This window comes from Nostoc sp. (genome assembly GCF_036919595.1).
Classification (GTDB): Bacteria; Cyanobacteriota; Cyanobacteriia; order Cyanobacteriales; family Nostocaceae; genus Nostoc.
On record NZ_JBALCO010000109.1, the window covers coordinates 12,607 to 31,413 of the forward strand.

Here is an 18,807-nt window from a genome sequence, read left to right on the forward strand (position 1 = left end):
CCTCGAAGGTTCTGGGCTTTTTTCTTATCGGGGTATAGTGCCCAATACTTAATTTTTTAGGAGAATGAACCATGATTAATGCCAAACTTGCCACACAATCCCATCCGAACCATCAGACAATTGTTAAACTTTCAGAAAAAGTCGCTTTCGGGGGCAAAGAACTGGTAATTATCGGCGGCCCCTGCACCGTTGAAAGCTTAGAACAAATGGAGATAGTCGCCCAAAAGCTCTCTACTGCATCCGTGCAGGGCTTGCGTGGTGGTGTCTACAAACCCCGCACATCTCCCTACGCCTTCCAGGGTATGGGAGAGGTTGGATTGAAGATTTTGGCAAGGGTGCGATCGCTTTACAATATGCCAGTTGTTACTGAGGTGATGTCAATTTCTCAAATTGAAGTAGTCGCCGCTCACGCTGATATGCTTCAAGTTGGTAGCCGCAATATGCAAAACTTTGATTTGCTCAAAGCTTTAGGACAAGCTGGTAAGCCAATACTGCTCAAGCGTGGTTTAGCAGCGACAATTGAAGAATTCGTCATGGCTGCTGAATATATCCTCAGCCACGGTAATCCTAATGTAGTGTTGTGCGAACGCGGTATCCGCAGCTTTGATGATTACACTCGCAATGTCCTAGATTTAGGGGCAGTGGCAGCACTCAAGCAAATCACTCACCTGCCTGTGATTGTAGATCCTTCCCATGCCGTCGGAAAACGTGAACTGGTGGCACCTGTGGCTAGGGCTGCGATCGCTTGCGGTGCAGATGGATTAATTATTGAATGTCACCCAGAACCCGAAAAATCTGTTTCTGATGCCCGTCAAGCACTTTCTTTAGAAGATATGGTGCATCTAGTTAATAGTTTAAAGCCTGTAGCAACAGCCGTTGGGCGCAGTATATCAGAAACCATCGGGGCAGGTTGTAAACCCGCCCCGATTTTTTGTGCTGCTTAAATTTCAGTTGGGGGCGTAGTTTACCGCCGTAGGCATCGTTTCTGTTGAATGTCTCAGTCAAAAGATTATTTTGGCTTGACGATAAACAGCGATCGCCTTCATAAAATAAAGTTGTTGCTTAGGCTATTCCATTTGCTCTCGAACAATTTTTGCAACGCAGTTCTATAATAAAGTCATAAAGACTTCATACCAAAGTCACAATGGCTTCATACTAAAGTTACAACAAGTTCTTTCCAAAAGGGGTAGGCTGAACAATAAATTATTAGTACACTAATGTTTAGATTAACTAATATTACGCTTCTCTAATTAGAATTAATCGCAACCAATCATTTTGCAGAAAATGCGATGTCTAACGACAAGCTAGTACGTGTTTGTGCTTGCCCCTTTCCCCCAGATTGTCGATATGCGCTGTTTAGCCCCTGTTGAGACGACAAAGCCTTCGTCCTTGGCTGCTCAAATTGTTCCTCGTTTTCAAAGCATTATTCAAAGAGGGCGGTTGTCGCTACTTATATTAAGTCTGGCCTACTTGTGTAGTGCGTGTAATGCTTCCGAAGCCGAATCTACTAAAAAAGAAGCAGGAAAAAAACGAGCTGTGCCAGTAGTGGTTGCCACTGCGACTCAAAAAACGATTCCAATACAGCTATCAGCTACGGGAACAGTAGAGGCATATTCCACGGTATCTGTCAAGTCTCAGGTGGGCGGACAACTTACTGGCGTCTATTTTCAGCAAGGACAAAACGTTAATAAAGGAGACTTATTATTTAAAATTGATTCCCGCCCTCTACAAGCCGCGCTGATGCAAGCTAATGCTGCCAAAGCCAAAGATTTAGCGCTGGTGAAACAGGCACAGGCAAATGTGCTCAAAGCCATTGCCGATGTGAACCAAGCAAAAGCGAATGTAGTCAAGGATAAGGCGCAGGCAACAAATGCAGATGTGCAAGCTCAACGTTATGCTAGTTTGCTCAACAAAGGGGCAATCAGTAAAGAACAGGCCCAACAGTACCAGACTACTGCTGAGGCTCAACAGGCAACGGTGAAGGCAGATCAAGGTGGAGTAGCAAATGCTCAGGCAGCGGTGGCGGCAGCCCAAGCAGATGTACAAAATGCCTTGGCAGCAGTAGCATCAGATGAAGCTGCGATCGACAATGCCAAAGTTCAGCTTTCTTATACTTCCATCTACGCACCAATTGCTGGACGCACGGGTAGCTTGAAACTAACTCAAGGCAACTTAGTTAAGGCAAATGCTGCAAATGCCGAGGATTCGCTGATTACGATTAGCCAAATCCACCCGATTTACGTCAACTTTTCCATTCCCCAGCGACTGCTGCCAGACATCAAAAAATACAGTGCTAACGGCAAGTTAGAAGTCGATGCTTTACCTCCTAAAGATGCAGGGCATCCGGTACGAGGCGAACTCACCTTTGTTGATAGTGGAGTCAATACCCAAACAGGTACGATTCAACTTAAGGGTACTTTTGCCAACGCTGACGAGCGACTTTTTCCAGGGCAGTTTGTCAATGTAGTCCTCAAACTGAGCGAAGAACCAAATGCCATTACTGTTCCTTCTCAGGCGGTACAGAGTGGACAGCAGGGGCAGTTTGTGTATGTAGTAAAACCCGACAAAACAGCAGAAATGCGTCCAATTAGCGTCGGTGATACCGTTAAGAACGAAACGGTGATCAAGCAAGGGTTGAAATCAGGTGAGCAAGTAGTTATTGATGGACAATTCAACCTAGTGGCTGGTGCCATAGTCCAAGTGAAACCGGAAGTAGGAAGCAAGAGGTAGGGAGCGCAATGAACATTTCCGAGCTATTCATCCGGCGTCCAATCATGACAACTCTAGTTATGGTTGGCATTTTGATATTTGGGCTGATCAGTTACCAACAGCTACCCGTTAGTGACCTGCCTAATGTGGATTATCCGACACTTCAGGTAACAGCTAATCTGCCCGGAGCTAGTCCAGAGACGATGGCTGCCTCAGTAGCAACTCCTTTAGAGCAGCAGTTTTCTAGTATAGCGGGAGTGAGTTCAATGAACTCTACCAGTTCTTTGGGTAGTGCCCAGATTACGCTGCAATTTGACTTGAATCGGGATATAGACGGGGCAGCACAAGATGTCCAGTCTGCTATTTCTAAGGCAGCGAGGCAGTTGCCCACGAATATGCCTAATCCCCCGTCTTACCGGAAGGTAAATCCGGCGGACCAGCCAGTCCTTTACATCTCCCTGAATTCGTCTATTCTGCCCCTCTCAACTGTAGACAAATATGCTGAAACATTGCTGGCACAACGCCTGTCAATGGTGGATGGAGTGGCGCAAGTGCAGGTGTACGGCTCCCAAAAATACGCGGTACGGATTCAGCTTGACCCTGAATCACTGAGTGTTAAGGGAATCGGAATTGATGAAGTAGCTGATGCGATCGCTAACGGAAATGTCAATCTGCCTACCGGGACACTTTACGGTCAGCAACAGAATTCTACGATTCAAGCAAACGGTCAACTCAACGATGCTGCAAGCTATCGTTCCCTAAGTGTAGCTTATCAGAACGGCGCACCAGTGCAGCTAGGAGAACTGGGTCAAGTCCTGGACAGCGTGGAAAATGACAAGATAGCAAGCTGGTATTTTCCTGTAAAAGAAAAGGGGACAAAAGGAGCAGAGGAGAAATCCTCAATCCGAAATCCAAAATCTAAAATCCAAAATTCTGGCGTCCGGGCGATCGTTCTGGCAATTCAGCGCCAACCGGGAACCAATACCGTTCAAGTAGTGGATGCTATCAAGAAACTGCTACCCACCTTTCGGACACAAATTCCGGCGGCTGTGAACGTAGATATTCTTTACGATCGCTCCCAGTCAATTCGCGAGTCGGTGGATGATGTACAATTTACGCTGTTGCTCACCATTGCCTTGGTGGTGCTGGTAATCTTTCTGTTTCTCCGCAATATCTCAGCTACACTCATTCCCAGTTTGGCAGTACCGCTTTCGATAGTAGCGACTTTTGCGGTGATGGTGCTACTGGGCTTCTCGCTCGATAACCTGTCACTGATGGCGTTGACACTTTCAGTAGGTTTCGTGGTTGATGATGCCGTAGTCATGCTGGAGAACATTGTCCGCCACATGGAAATGGGCGAAAGCCGGATGGAAGCAGCCCTAAATGGTTCTAAAGAAATTGGTTTCACAATTTTATCTATGACCATTTCCTTAGTAGCAGTATTTATCCCTATACTGTTCATGGAAGGCATTCTGGGACGACTGTTCCGTGAGTTCGCTGTTACTATTAGCGTTGCAATCTTGGTATCTGGCGTAATTTCCCTCAGCTTGACGCCAATGCTGTGTTCCAGATTCTTGAGTCCACCTCATCATGAACCGGAGAGTGAGGAAGATGAGGAAGCAGGGGGAGCAGGGGGAGCAGGGGAAGCAGGGGAAGATGAGGCAGAAATTCTCAATTCCCAATTCCCAATCCAAAATCGTTCGACTGAGCGTTCGCGTAGCGTCTCAAAGAGAAGCCGAAGTCTAAAATCCAAAATCCAAAATTTTAACCGTCGTCTCTACAACTTTTCAGAAAACGTTTTTAATGTGATATTGGGCGGATACGATTGGAGTTTGAAGAAATCACTCAAGTATCACCGCACAACGATGGTGATTTCGGGAGCGATTCTTGTAGCGACAGTGTATCTATTTATAATTGTGCCTAAAGGGTTTGTTCCCAACGCAGATGTTGGACAAATCACTGCAACTACTCAGGCATCAGAGGATATATCCTTTGATGAGATGGTAAAACATCAACAGGCAATAGCTGCGATCGCTTACCGTGATCCGAATGTCGATTCCATCAACTCCAGCGTCGGGGCTGGCGGGCCAAATGCTTCTGCCAACACTGGAAGAATTTTAATCGAACTCAAGCCCCGCCATGAGGGCCGTCTCAGTGCTGATGAAGTTGTACAAAAACTCCGACCTAAGTTGTCAGGTGTGCCTGGAATCAAAGTTTTCTTGCAAAATCCCCCAGCCATCAATGTCGGTGGACAACAGACAAAAGCGCAGTATCAATTTACTCTGCAAACACCCAATATTCAGGAACTTTACCAGTATGCTCCAGTTTTAGAAGAAAAACTGCGATCGCTCTCAGATTTACAAGATGTCAATAGCGATTTGCAAATCAAAAATCCGCAAGTAAAAGTAAACATCAACCGCGACCAAGCTTCGGCTCTAGGTTTGACCGCCAATCAAATCGAAACTGCCCTGAGTAATGCCTATGGCACTCGCCAAGTTTCCACCATCTACGCCCCCGATAACCAGTACCAAGTAATTATGGGCGTGGAACCAAAATATCAACAAAACTCCAATGCCCTGGATTTACTCTCAGTTCGTGCCCCCAGTGGACAACTTGTACCTCTCAACGCTGTAGCCACGATGACTAAAGATGTGGGCCCCTTGACTATCAACCATCAAGGGCAACTTGCTTCTGTTACCTTCTCCTTTAATCTCAAGCCAGGAGTGTCACTCGGTAACGTTACTGGGAAGATTGAGCAACTTGCTCGTCAAACACTGCCACCAACTATTAGTACAGGCTTCCGAGGTTCAGCGCAGGCATTCCAGTCATCAATTCAAGGCTTAGGACTGCTACTGCTGGTTGCCATCTTCGTGATTTATATCGTGTTGGGGATTCTCTACGAGAACTTTATTCACCCCCTGACTATCCTTTCTAGCTTACCCTCAGCTGGATTTGGGGCACTGCTGACCCTGTTGTTGTTTCAAGTTGACTTGAATATTTACGCCTTTGTGGGCATCATTTTGCTGGTTGGCATTGTGAAGAAAAACGGCATCATGATGGTTGACTTTGCGATCATTGCCCGTCAAAACGGCAAAACCCCCTATGATGCTATCTATGAAGCCTGCTTGGTGAGGTTCCGCCCAATTATGATGACGACAATGGCAGCACTCATGGGGACTTTACCAATTGCCCTCGGTTTGGGAGCCGGAGCAGATACACGCCGTCCCCTTGGTTTAGCAGTAGTTGGGGGGTTAGTATTTTCGCAGTTTCTCACACTTTATTTAACGCCCGTTTTCTACACCTACATGGAGTCTTGGCAAACAAAGCTCAAGAAACACAATTGGCGTAAACAGTCAGCATAATTCGTAATTAACAACAAAGAATAAAGGCATCAGTCGCCAGAAAAAGAAATTGAATTCTGTGCGACTGGTGAGGCAGTCCAGTGGACGGGTTTGGCGGCATAAAGGAACTGCCGTTAGCGTCCCTTGCGCGTCTCGTAGAGAAGCGGTAGCAAGGAACGAGTGTCGGAACAAGCGTCACTTAAAGGGTGGATGAATAAACGGTGAAACACCACACTAAATCTTCTTTCTTAACCTGAGTTCAAGGAAGTTAAAAGCGAGTATCAAAGACTCGTCAGCGAGTATAAAAGACTCATTCACGAGTATTAAAGACTCGTCGGCGAGTATCAAAGACTCGTTAACGGAGTTTAAAGACTCATTCACGAGTATCAAAGACTCGTCAGCGAGTACAAAAGACTCATTCACGAGTATCAAAGACTCGTCGGCGAGTATAAAAGACTCGTTCACGAGTATCGAAGACTCGTCAGCGAGTATCAAAGACTCATTCACGTTTCCCAGAGTTGAATTTAACCGCAGAACAAATTTTTCGCGCTGGTGTGGTCAGCTAAATTCACGGTGTCTATTAAAATTACAGCAGGAGTCAGAATTCAGGAGTCAGAATTCAGCACTTAGAAGCGAACCCACGCCGACCTACTTAAAATCATGTCTAATAACGCAATTATTCAATCTGAATTATTGGAATCCAAAGTTGATAATGAGCAAAAACTCTACCAAATTCTCACTATACAGGAATTAAGTCTTCTAAACGATCGCTCCAACTCCAAAGGACTGGTTCAACTGGCTTTGCATCTCACTGTTATGGGTTTGAGTGGCTACTTATGGGCAACAAACTTTGGCAATTGGTCGGTGGCTATACCAGCACTGGTAATCTACGGCTTTAGTCTGGCTTCGATGTTTGCACCGATGCATGAATGTGTTCACAGAACAGCTTTTGCTAACAATCGTTTCAATGATGCTGTAGCTTGGTTTTCCGGCTTGCTCTCATTTTACAACAGCGCGTTTTTTCGTCGTTACCATAAGTGGCATCATCGCTACACTCGCGTTCCTGACAAAGATCCGGAATTGACCGATCCCAAACCAAGCAACCGGGGTAAATACTTGTTGATAATTAGCGGTTTACCGTGGTGGTGGGGTAAAATACGTGGGCATTTTCAGGTTGCAACTGCTCAATTTGACGATTTTCCATTTGTGCCAGAAGCAGCACGAGCCGAAGTTATTCGCTCCACACGTTGGCAATTAGGTATTTATGCAGGTGTGATCGCTATCTCAATTGCAGTTGGTCAGCCTTGGTTTTTCCTCTATTGGCTGCTACCCCTGCTTGTCGGTCAGCCGATTCTGCGGTTTATTCTGTTAGCAGAACATACAGGTTGTACTCTTGACGCAAATCTGCTCACGAATACGCGTACAACACTGACCCTCTGGCCGGCACGATTTTTCATGTGGAATATGTCATTTCATGCAGAGCATCATTTGTACGCATCAATTCCGTTCCACGCCCTACCAAAAGCACATCAGCAGTTGAGCAAACACTTTACCCACATTGAACCTGGCTATCTGAAAGTCAACTGGGATATTGTGGCTAAATAGGGCTAATTGGTAGGATGACAATAAGTCTATTTGATTTTTGTTTGCTCTAGGCTCGACCTTAATGCACCTTTATCAGATGATCATGAAGAATGATTAAGAAAAACGAGTATAGACAAACGTGATAAAAATGCTATCTGAAAACTTGATTGGAATTGAAGCAAAATTACAAATTAATTGGGTTTGGCTAAATGCCAGCTTACAGTTTGCTACTTGGGGACTTTTTTCACTTTTACTCGCTGAGGTCTTGAGAGACAGTTACCATGCTTTGTGTCACCAAGTCAATTGGCTTGCTAAATGGCACAACAAGCACCACATGGCCTATCGCCGGGATTTATCGATAGTTTCCCCGAAAGTTTATCAAGAATCCCAACTCTATCACGACATTTTAGAGTCGAGTCTACTGCTGCTGGTATTGGTGGTAATTGCCTTAATTGTCCAGCAAATGGGGTTATGGCTAGGAGTAGCTTATGCTTGTACCTTCTTATATGGCGCATCTGTGCGATATTTCCAGGTAAAAATTGATACAGATTACAACCACTTGCCCGGCCCTTTAGAGACAATTCCATCCATTTGGTGGGTGAATCGCTCTTACCATTGGCGGCATCATTTTGATAATGTCAACGCTTACTACAGTGGTGTCTTTCCCCTAGTTGATAAAATTCTTGGTACAGGACTGTCTCTCAAGGGGAAAACCATCGCTTTAACCGGAGCATCAGGAGCATTGGGACAAGCATTAACGGCTGAACTTGTAAAGAATAATGCTAAAGTCCTGGCATTAACCACTAATCCAGAAAAATTAGTAGGGCAAGTTGGGGTGAAAGTGGTTCCCTGGCAGTTAGGTAACGAAGCCGAACTGAAGAATAGTTTAGAGAAAGTAGATATTTTAATTATCAACCACGGAATCAATGTCTACGCCAGTCGCACATCAGAGGCCATCAACTCCTCCTATGAGGTGAATACCTTTTCAGCATTGCGGTTGATGGATGTATTTTTGACAACTGTGACAGGCCCACAAGCAAAAGCAACTAAGGAAATTTGGGTGAATACTTCAGAGGCTGAGGTTTCTCCAGCGCTGAGTCCGCTTTATGAACTCAGCAAGCGATCGCTAGGAGATATTGTTACCCTCAAGCGTTTAGACGGGGATTGTGTAATTCGCAAGTTAATTCTTGGCCCGTTTAAGAGTCAACTGAATCCTTATGGAGTGATGTCTGCACAGCAAGTTGCTCGTGCGATCTTATTTTTGGCACGGCGAGACTTCCGAAATATTATTGTGACCATAAATCCTCTCACCTATCTGCTGTTTCCCTTAAAGGAAACTAGTACATGGCTATACTATCGAGTCTTCAGCCGCACAGCGAAGAGTTAATAATCTTCTGTTGATAACCCTGTTCCTACTTCAAATAGTTTAGGATCTTAGACTTGAGAATCTAGAACTTTCGTAAGGTGTGTTAACGACAGCATAACGCACCTACTCAACTACACTTAATTAAGTAACTGCAAATTCAGTATACTGTCTAATATCGGCTAGTTGAAAGGCGAGAACAATTTGATTTTTAGGAATACCAGCTTTTTCTAAAGCTAAACGAACTGCGTTGTGAAAGATATCTTTCGCTGACATGGAAAGTCAAAATAAGATTTAAAGTATTATTTTACCTAATTTTTTGAATAAGCTGTTGTATCTTGTACTATTTGCATCTAACCTACGGGTTCTGCTTGCAGTATGCACCAAACACAAAAAAAGGGATAAGCCTAAAAGCCTATCCCCTAAAAAATCAATTAATCAATCATTAAGTTCCAGTAGTCCAAGAATTAATGTACTCAATTTGATCTTGTGTTAGGCTATCAATCTTAATTCCAATCGCCTCCAACTTGAGTCGGGCAATTTCTTTATCTACATCAATGGGAATTGAGTGCAAGCCAGGTTCTAACTTACCTTTATTCTTCACTAGGTATTCAACAGCTAAAGCCTGGTTGGCAAAGCTCATATCCATTACTGCACTGGGATGTCCTTCAGCCGCAGCCAGGTTAATCAAACGTCCTTGTCCAAGAACGATGACTGATTTACCACTTTGCAGTTTGTACTCTTCGGTGAAGGGACGCACTTCCTTGATTTCCTTAGCTTGAGAAGCCAAGTATTTCAAGTCAAGTTCAATATCAAAGTGACCGGAATTACAAACGATCGCACCGTCTTTCATCACATCGAAATGCTCGGCGCGAATTACGTGCTTGTTACCAGTAACTGTGACAAACAAATCACCAACTCTAGCAGCTTCTGCCATTGGTAAGACGCGGAAACCATCCATTACGGCTTCAATTGCCTTGATCGGGTCAATTTCGGTAACAATCACGTTACCACCCATACCACGGGCGCGGAGGGCTGTACCTTTACCACACCAGCCGTAACCAACCACGACAATGTTTTTACCAGCCAGCAGGATATTTGTGGCGCGGATAATGCCGTCAAGGGTCGATTGCCCAGTACCATAGCGGTTATCAAAGAAGTGCTTGGTATCAGCATCGTTGACGTTCACTGCGGGGAAGGTGAGAACGCCATCTTTGAACATGGCCCGGAGGCGCACAATTCCGGTTGTGGTTTCTTCAGTGGTGCCAATCAAATCAGCAATTTGGTGTTGGCGCTCTTGGATTAATGTGGCAACCACATCGCTACCGTCATCAATAATGACGTTGGGGCGGTGATCTAGGGCGATTTGAACGTGGCGGCTATAAGTTGCGTTATCTTCGCCTTTTTGAGCAAAGACAGGAATTTCATGATCGACGACGAGGCTAGCTGCTACGTCATCTTGCGTTGATAAGGGATTGCTAGCAATTAGAAGCGCATCTGCACCACCGGCTTTCAGAGCGATCGCCAAATGTGCTGTTTCGGTTGTAATGTGGGCGCAAGCCACAAGCTTTAAGCCAGCAAAGGGCTTTTCTTGGGCAAAGCGATCGCGGATTTGCCGCAAAACTGGCATTTCGCGTCCAGCCCATTCAATGCGCTGTCTTCCCAAGGCAGCTAGGCCGAGGTCTTTAACCTCGTGCTTTAATCGGGGAGAAGTTGCGGTCATCAAAAGTTACCTCAAAAAATTAAAAAAGTTACGTAAAGTTTACGCACTCTACTAGGTTATTCTACTACTGGCGATTTTTGCTTGGAATTAGCAAACTACTAGTCAATAGTCCTCAAAACTAGCTTGACGTTTGATCAGCGGAATGTCAACTTCATCCCCAGCTTCTTCCTTTTTGTTTTATCTTTGGTAAGAGTAAGACTCTTCTCAGTTTTTAATACTGATTTTAAGTATTTTGTCATCTTTCTAAAGATATAGGGCAAGAAAAAAGCATCAAAATTTAATTATCTAATGGGAAAACCCAACTTTAGATAGGTACATTTACAGAAAGTAATTGAGGAGGATGGCTATGGAAGTAGTCAATAGTAGATTTTACTCAAGGAGGTGTTTAAGTGCGCTTTCAATTTTTAGTGATCGCTAGTTCAATGGCCATAGCCGTTGTATCTGTGCCAAAAGCCACAGCCCAAATTCCTTTGTTACAGCAGCTGCAAGCTCCTAGCAGTGTGAATAATGATTCAAATAATAGACTTGTTACAGGCTGGATTTATTTAGATGGTCGTCCGCTATTTCAGATAGCGGCATCAAAAGCCAACTTTCCTGAGCGTTCAGAAGATATTCAAAAGAAGTTGCAGAAAATTAGTCAAAGTTACATTAAGTCAGCAACCAAAACAGAAGTCAAGGTAGAAGTTCGCAAAGTAAACGACTTACCAGTAATTTATGTCAACGACCAATATCTGATGACGATCACTTCTGAGGATGCTGGATTGCGAGAGGTAGATATATGGACATCGGCAGATCAAATAAAGGAATCGTTAAAGGAAGACTTGCTACAGGCAAAGCAAGAAAGACAAACTCAATCTTTAATCGACCAAGGTAAAAAGGCTGCGGGCATTGGACTGGCAATGATTGTGATGAGTTGGGGGGTATATAGCTGGCAAAGGCGTTCCAAAAAAGATTTATTACACCCCATTGCCTCCCAACCCTCCAGAGGGCCCCAAAACTCCCCAATTTCACCAGCAGTAGCAGCAGCTCAACCAATTACAACACAACTGAATCAACGGCAAAAGCAGCATCTCCAAGAAGTCAAAAGACGATTGTTTGAGCTAACTCAAGCCGGAATTTGGGGAGGAGGAAGTTTCTTTATTTTGGGTCTATTTCCCTATACACGACCATTCCAGGTAGGAATTCTCACAGCTGCCCAATTTCCTTTGCGATTAGGTGTCGTGTTCTTGGGAACCTATGTAGCGATCCGTTTTACCTACGCCCTCATTGACCGCTTCACCACCACTCTGATCAGCAGTGGTGCTTTACTGACTCCAGAAAGTTCTGAACGGCTGCAACTGCGAGTTTCCACATTTTCTGGCGTGACTAAAAGTATCGCTACTGGCATCTGGATAGGAGTTGGCTTCTTGCTAGCGCTGGTATCATTGGGGATAGATATTGTTCCCTTGCTAGCGGGTGTGAGTTTAGTTGGTGTTGCAGTATCTCTGGCCTCGCAAAACTTAATTAAAGATGCGATTAACGGTTTTTTGATCATTCTAGAAGACCAGTACGCTTTAGGCGATGTGATTAGTGTGGGAGACGTGGGAGGCTTAGTAGAAAATCTGAATCTGCGGATGACCCAACTGCGGGATTCGGAAGGGCGCTTGATCACGATTCCCAATGGTGAAATTAAAGTTGTTGCCAATCTTTCTAGTCGTTGGTCACGAGCCGATTTAACAATCCCGATCGCCTACCAAGCCGATACAGAACAGGCTTTGAAATTGATTGAAACTGTTGGTTCCCAGATGAATCAAGAAGTACAATGGCAGCCTCAAATTTTGGAGCCGCCGCAAGTTTTGGGAATAGATCAATTTGGCGATCGCGGTTTGATTATTCGTGTATGGATTAAAACACAGCCTCTCAAACAATGGGATGTAGCACGGGAGTTTCGCCGCCGCCTGAAAGTTGCCTTAGACCAAGCTGAAATTTCCATTTCTGTGCCTCAACAAGCAATTTGGGTGAATGATGAGCATTTGTTAAATTTTCAGGGTAATGGCAAAGATAATTAAAAATTTTAATTCATTACCGCATTTTTCAGTTGATTAACCCAAATGACCTCTCTTTCACCAAAGAGAGGCTTTGATGCCTCTTCCAGTTAACAAAAGTTTTTCTGCTTCCCTGTCCCAATACGCTTGGGTTAAGCATTTTTTATCTCCCCCTACTCAAGAACAGCTTGCCTCAGCAGATAATTTTCCTTAACTAAACTGTATTGTTCCCTGTGCTTCTTGGAGAGGTTTATCGGTTGGATACAATACACAGTAGGAGTTGATATCTCAACATTGGCATCAACTTCAGGGAAAACATGCCTAATATCCAGTACTCTGTTACCAATTTTGGGCGATCGCCAACACTAAGCCTTAATAAATTCTTATATTAATAAAAAGCTACTACCTTACTAATGAGTCTTGACTTTTCCCTAATTTATGTTTGTCAATACCTTCATCAAACGTCCAGTCCTGACGACGGTCTGTACGTTCATTATTTTGCTGCTGGGGAGCATCTGTATTCCGATCCTGCCGATTTCTCAGCTACCAGACCTCGCTCCGGTGCAAATCACTGTTACCTCCAACAATATTGGTGCGGATGCTCAAACCACAGAAAGTACTGTCACCAACATTATTGAGCGACAAATTAATGGTGTTAAAGATGTATCTTATATATCTTCTAATACGGGTAATGATGGTTTGAGCAATATAACTGTCTCCTTCCCAACTAATGTCAATAGCGATATAGCTCAAGTAAACGTTCAAAATAAAGAAACACTTGCTGACCCTCAATTGCCAGATGCTGTTCAACGAACAGGTGTGACCGTTGAAACGGCATCGAGCAGTCTACTTCTCGTCTTTGGGTTTTACTCAGAAAATAATGAGTATGACAACATTTTTATTAGTAACTATGTTGATCTGTTTATTTTCGATCAGATCAAACGGCTTCCTGGTGTAGGAAAAGCCACGATTTTTGGAGAGCGCAAATATGCCATGCGTCTTTGGCTTGATCCCAACAAGCTTGCCCAACATCAACTAACTCCTCAAGATGTAGTAACTGCCCTGCAAGAACAAAATATTCAGGTGGGTGCAGGGGCGATTGGTAAGGAACCAGCACCAAATAATCAAAGCTTTGAATTTGCTTTACGAGCAACCAGTCGATTTAAAGATGCGGCTGAATTTGAGGATATGGTGCTAAAGGTAAGTCAAGGTGGGACTAATAGCAACACTAATAGCAACACTAATAGCAACACTAATAGCACCACTGGTAGCAACATTAATACCAACACTAATAGCACCCTAGTTAAGGTCAGAGATATTGGTCGAGTTGAACTGGGAGCAGAGAACTATCTCGCTGATGCCAAATTCACCCTACCAGGAAATACTCCCAAGGCAGCGGTGGGTTTGGGGATATATCAACTTCCGGGTAGTAATGCCCTGGACGTTGCCCATGCTGTTGAAGAGCAGATCGCAACACTATCGAAGAGTTTTCCACCTGGACTAAAAGCACAGTTGGCATTTGATACCACTCCATTTGTAGAAATTTCTTTAGAAGAAGTTCTACACACTTTGGTTGAGGCGATTATCCTGGTGGTCTTGGTAATTTTTGTCTTTTTGCAAGACTGGCGGACCACGATCATTCCCACTGTTGCGATCCCCGTTTCCCTGATTGGGACATGTGCGGCTCTGTTTGTTTTAGGATTTCAGATTAATACACTGACCTTATTTGGTTTCGTCCTGGCGATCGGTATCGTCGTCGATGATGCCATTATTGTGGTGGAGGCAGTTGCAGTCAAACTAGAGCAGGGCATGAGGCCCTTTGATGCTGCTGTCGAAGCAATGAAAGAGTTAACTGGGGCAATCATTGCCACTTCACTTGTACTCATGGCGGTATTTATTCCAGTTGCATTCATTCCGGGCACTACTGGGATTGTCTACAAACAATTTGCCTTAACTGTTGCTTGCTCTATTGGCATCTCGACCTTCAATGCCTTAACCTTCTCTCCAACTATGGCAGCCATCCTGATGCGCCCAGCTCAGACTCCACGGGGTCCTTTAGGCTGGTTTTTTACGCAGTTTAATCGGGGATTTGGCTGGTTCACACGCCGCTATGTCGGGTTTGTTAGCTACCTTACCCATGTCAAGCCGATTGTGATTGGGGTTTTCATTACTGGTTTAGTAGCAACGGTTTTGATGTACAGAGCAGTGCCTACCGGATTTATTCCAGAGGAAGATCAGGGTTACTTCTTTGTAATTGTCCAGGGGCCTGATGGGGTTTCTTTGAAATACACCGAATCTGTGATGAACAAGGTTGTCAAAGAAGTAACATCGCTTCCTGAAGTTCAAGCTAGTTTTATGATCAGTGGTTTTGGTTTCGATGGCAATGCTTCTAATTTAGGCATTGCCTTTGCTAACCTCAAACCCTGGAAAGAGAGAACTCTTGAATCTCAGTCTGTCTATGGAATACTTCAGAGGATGAACAAAAAGCTCTCTGCAATTACAGATGCCAGAGCGATCGCTGTGAATGCTCCTCCGGTTAGAGGGCTAAGTACTACGGGTGGTTTTGAGTTTATCATTCAAGACAAAACTGGAAGTGCGCCGATTCAAACCCTGGTTGATACTGCTAACAAATTTATTGCGGCGGCAAATAAAAAACCTGTTTTACAACGAGTCTTCACTCAGTTCACCGCAGATACTCCGCAATTTGACATCCAAGTGAACCGCAACCAAGCCAAAGCTCTCAACGTCGAGCTCAACGACATCTTTGGGGCATTGCAAAGTTACTTGGGGTCGCAATATGTGAATGACTTTGTGCAGGGACAGCGACAGTATCGAGTATATGTCCAAGCAGATGGAGTGTTCCGCTCTAATCCAGATGATATTGGCAAGCTGTATGTTCGCTCTGCAAGTGGGGCGATGATTCCGTTGAGCAATCTGGTGAAAGTTACTCCCTTTGTGGGGCCGAAAACTATTTCGCATTATAACTTGTACAGGTCTATTAAAGTCCAGGGCGCTCCTGCTCCTGGTTCTAGTTCTGGAGAAGCAATTAAAGCGATGGAGCAAGTTGCAGCAGAGGTTTTGCCTCAGGGATTTGGTTACGAGTGGACAGGGACTTATCTCCAGGAGAAGACATCTGGGGGAGCTACAGGTCTGATTTTTGGTTTAGCGATCATAATTGTCTTTCTGGTGCTATCGGCTCAGTATGAAAGCTACATTGACCCGCTGATTATTTTGCTGACGGTTCCTTTAGCAGTCTTGGGAGCGATGACAGCACTTTGGCTACGTTCCAATATTTTCATGGCAAGTAGCCTTTTCCCCAAAGTAGTGGATGATATCTATTGCCAGGTAGGTCTGGTGACTTTGATTGGTCTAGCCGCAAAGAACGCGATTTTAGTCGTGGAATTTGCCAATCAACTGCATGAGGAGGGCATGAGCTACACGCGGGCGGCGGTAAAAGCGGGGCAAGAACGTCTGCGACCCATCTTAATGACTTCTTTTGCAGCGCTGTTAGGATTTTTGCCCTTGGTGATCTCTCAAGGGGCTGGAGCAAGCAGCCGTTGGTCTTTAGGAACAGCGCTCTTTGGGGGGCTGATGCTTTCAACGTTCTTGAGTTTGTTCTTAGTGCCAATTCTTTACATCCTAGTCAAGACCCTGGCTCAGGCTATATTTTCTCAGAAGCGATCAGGAGGTTCAAAGCCTCCAGATTCTCCTAATGGAGCTTCGGCATCTGAACATAAAGTGCCTGCTGCCTCAAGTCAGCCAGAGACACAACTCAGGTCTCAGCAGGATGGGATAACCTGACTTTTGCCATTCGCCTTCTCTACGAAACCCTAGGCAAACACAAAGGTTGTGTAATAACCAACCGCACCACAGTACTTAAACCCTCTCTAGTTCACCTTCTCCCAATTCAGGAGAAGGGGTTAGGGGATGAGGGCAACCTAAGAAAGCTTACCAGCGCTAGTAGTCTGTCAAGTTTAAATTTATACGTGAACAAGTTCGTAGTAAGGACTTAAGTCCTTATTTTCTAAGCACTAAAGAGGAGCATCTCAATGAGTGTAAAAACACTGTCCTGACGAATGGAATTCACGCGCCACTTGACGCCAGTCCGCTCAAGTCGCCAGACCCGCCTACAAGGCTGGCTCCTCTATTTGGGAAGACCCCAAACGCGATAACATTTTCTGTAATTTCCTGCTTGCTAAAAAAATTAGTTGAATAGAAATTAAGTACTTAGATAAGGAAGAGTGAAATGGGACTTAGTGAGGGACTTTTGAACCCGACCAAAAAGGCTATGGTGATAAATGACTGTTGCAAGATGATCGAAGGACAGCTTGCATCCAAGTCAGGTATGAGCGGCATCGCTTTGAAAACTGCCTTCGCCGCCTTAAAGGGGGTTAAGCCAGGGTATATCCCTTACGTCGTTGAACAGATTCTGCCACAGTGCTTCACAGCACTTGATCCCATCTGGAATGAAGGCGTAGAGAAAGGCGATCCAATTGAATACCTTAGTGGGAATCGCTCTCATACAGCAGACGCGCTACTGGGTGTCACCGATGCTAGAGCCAAGAACGTAAAGCGCCAAATCGTGCGAGGAACCTATGAAAAACTTCGCGGTTCAGCCAAAAAACACGTAGAAGAAGCAGTGCCAGACTTAGCCAAAGTAATCGATAATTACACTAAGTCCTAAGCCAGAAGGGAAGAATCACAATAAACGTATGCCGCCGTTCGATGCGTCGGTGGCTGGCATACGAGGCAGATATTACACTTATAGCTGCTCCAAAGTGTTTGGCGAAGGTCTTAGAGATGCCATAGCTACTAAATAAAAAAAGTGCAGTATTTAATTTCCTGATATTTTTCGAGTTAGCTTGAAACAGCAAATAATCAGAAACTATCTGAATTATTGTTTTAATAGGCTTGCAACTTATGAAAAAAGTTACCGTTTATCGATACTGCACTTATGGACTAATCGGGTTAATATCCTTAACCCTCATATTAAGTACAACTACATCTGCCCTAACACAGTTAGCAGACGATTCCCCAATTGGACAAACTCCTATCCCTGCTTCTAACTTAATATGGCCGACTCAAGGATTTATTTCTCAAGGCTTCCACAAATATCAACATGAAGGAATTGATATTGCAGGGGCATCTGGAACTCCTATTGTTGCTGCTGCATCCGGTACAGTTGTTAAAGCAGGTTGGGATAATTGGGGATTAGGCAATGCTATAACTATTAAACATCTTGACGGGGGCATCACTGTTTATGGTCACAATCGCCGTTTGTTAGTGAGCAAGGGTCAACAGGTCATTCAAGGTCAAATTATTGCTGAGATGGGATCTACAGGCAATAGTACAGCACCTCATCTACACTTTGAAGTTCATCCAAATGGTCGAATAGCTATTGACCCCCTTCGTCTGTTGACATCCTTAACTGCAAGTGTTGCTCCTGCTTCTAAAGTTCAGCAAGTGGATAACCCGAACCGCCCAGTCTCGACATCCCCAGTGGCAAAGCAAGTTTCATCTTCACAGCGAATTCCAATAGATTTTGCACCTGTAAGCACTGATACTGAATGCAATGGAGTTACCATTATTGAGGGTGAGACTGCAAGTATTCGTGTAAAAGTCTGTGAAGAAAATGGTCAGTTATTTTATATTGGGCAGTTGAAACAAGACCCAAGTAAGCCTATAAAGATATCAGCTTTGAATATTGGCAAAGGCAGATATCGAGCCGATAATGGTAGTTTTTATTATTTAGTCAGCCCTGAAAGAGTGGAAGTTTGGCGAAATGGGACTCAGATGCGTTCTGACAGATTTTATACTTTAACAAAATCGCCTTAAAGTTACCATTTAATATTTGTTCACAACTATAGCCGTTCTCGCTTGCGTCAAATACAAGCGTTCGTAGGGGCGCAGCATTGCTATACCCCTACCGTTTATCGTGGTGTAATGCATTAAAACAAGAAGCGCTATATCAATACTTTTCGGTTAAGAATTAAGCAGTATTGATAATGGAAAAATTAAGTGGCTGGCGTTGAGTACCAGTTCCTCTATCGCATGGTTTCTTAG

The 18,807-nt window shown here is 44.4% G+C and carries 12 protein-coding genes; 9 read left to right on the plus strand and 3 right to left on the minus strand.

The window, feature by feature from the left end; translation table 11 throughout:
• Window positions 1-71 precede the first annotated feature (71 nt).
• The 3 genes from aroF (at window position 72) to V7K21_RS17060 (ending at window position 6,071) form a co-directional block, all read left to right on the plus strand.
• Window positions 72-944, plus strand: a complete 873-nt coding sequence (gene aroF / locus V7K21_RS17050) for a 3-deoxy-7-phosphoheptulonate synthase (protein WP_335176184.1) — start codon at window positions 72-74, stop codon at window positions 942-944.
• Window positions 945-1,317: 373 nt separating this feature from the next.
• Window positions 1,318-2,730 (plus strand): efflux RND transporter periplasmic adaptor subunit, encoded by a 1,413-nt coding sequence (locus V7K21_RS17055; protein ID WP_335176186.1) that lies wholly within the window; start codon window positions 1,318-1,320, stop codon window positions 2,728-2,730.
• Window positions 2,731-2,738: 8 nt separating this feature from the next.
• Window positions 2,739-6,071: an efflux RND transporter permease subunit gene (locus V7K21_RS17060; protein WP_335176188.1), complete on the plus strand. Its 3,333-nt coding sequence runs from the start codon at window positions 2,739-2,741 to the stop codon at window positions 6,069-6,071.
• Between the two features lie 213 nt (window positions 6,072-6,284).
• Here V7K21_RS17060 and V7K21_RS17065 read toward each other — a convergent pair whose 3' ends face one another.
• Complete coding sequence (locus tag V7K21_RS17065; RefSeq protein ID WP_335176190.1) at window positions 6,285-6,557, minus strand: hypothetical protein; 273 nt, start codon at window positions 6,555-6,557, stop codon at window positions 6,285-6,287.
• A gap of 153 nt (window positions 6,558-6,710) precedes the next feature.
• On the opposite strand from V7K21_RS17065, the gene V7K21_RS17070 reads away from it, so the two are divergent.
• Window positions 6,711-7,655 (plus strand): fatty acid desaturase family protein, encoded by a 945-nt coding sequence (locus tag V7K21_RS17070; protein ID WP_335176192.1) that lies wholly within the window; start codon window positions 6,711-6,713, stop codon window positions 7,653-7,655.
• A 127-nt stretch (window positions 7,656-7,782) separates the two neighbouring features.
• The gene (locus tag V7K21_RS17075) at window positions 7,783-9,021 is read left to right on the plus strand and encodes a bifunctional sterol desaturase/short chain dehydrogenase (protein WP_335176194.1); all 1,239 of its coding nucleotides are present in this window, start codon (window positions 7,783-7,785) and stop codon (window positions 9,019-9,021) included.
• A 120-nt stretch (window positions 9,022-9,141) separates the two neighbouring features.
• On the opposite strand, the gene V7K21_RS17080 is transcribed toward V7K21_RS17075, so the two are convergent.
• Together V7K21_RS17080 and ahcY are read right to left on the minus strand one after the other, a co-directional pair.
• Entirely contained in the window at window positions 9,142-9,273 is a 132-nt protein-coding gene (locus V7K21_RS17080; protein WP_335176196.1) for an element excision factor XisI family protein, read from the minus strand.
• A 169-nt stretch (window positions 9,274-9,442) separates the two neighbouring features.
• Complete coding sequence (gene ahcY, locus V7K21_RS17085; RefSeq protein ID WP_335176198.1) at window positions 9,443-10,720, minus strand: adenosylhomocysteinase; 1,278 nt, start codon at window positions 10,718-10,720, stop codon at window positions 9,443-9,445.
• A 389-nt stretch (window positions 10,721-11,109) separates the two neighbouring features.
• Between ahcY and V7K21_RS17090 the strand changes: the two genes are divergently transcribed.
• From V7K21_RS17090 to V7K21_RS17105, 4 genes are all read left to right on the plus strand, one after another.
• On the plus strand, window positions 11,110-12,768 hold the full coding sequence (locus V7K21_RS17090; protein WP_335176200.1) for a mechanosensitive ion channel family protein: 1,659 nt from the start codon (window positions 11,110-11,112) through the stop codon (window positions 12,766-12,768).
• A gap of 414 nt (window positions 12,769-13,182) precedes the next feature.
• Complete coding sequence (locus tag V7K21_RS17095; protein ID WP_335176202.1) at window positions 13,183-16,545, plus strand: efflux RND transporter permease subunit; 3,363 nt, start codon at window positions 13,183-13,185, stop codon at window positions 16,543-16,545.
• A 445-nt stretch (window positions 16,546-16,990) separates the two neighbouring features.
• A complete protein-coding gene (locus V7K21_RS17100; protein WP_334960748.1) occupies window positions 16,991-17,428 on the plus strand; it encodes a DUF6918 family protein in 438 nt (145 codons plus the stop codon).
• Window positions 17,429-17,664: 236 nt separating this feature from the next.
• A complete protein-coding gene (locus tag V7K21_RS17105) occupies window positions 17,665-18,579 on the plus strand; it encodes a M23 family metallopeptidase (RefSeq protein ID WP_335176204.1) in 915 nt (304 codons plus the stop codon).
• Window positions 18,580-18,807: the final 228 nt, after the last annotated feature.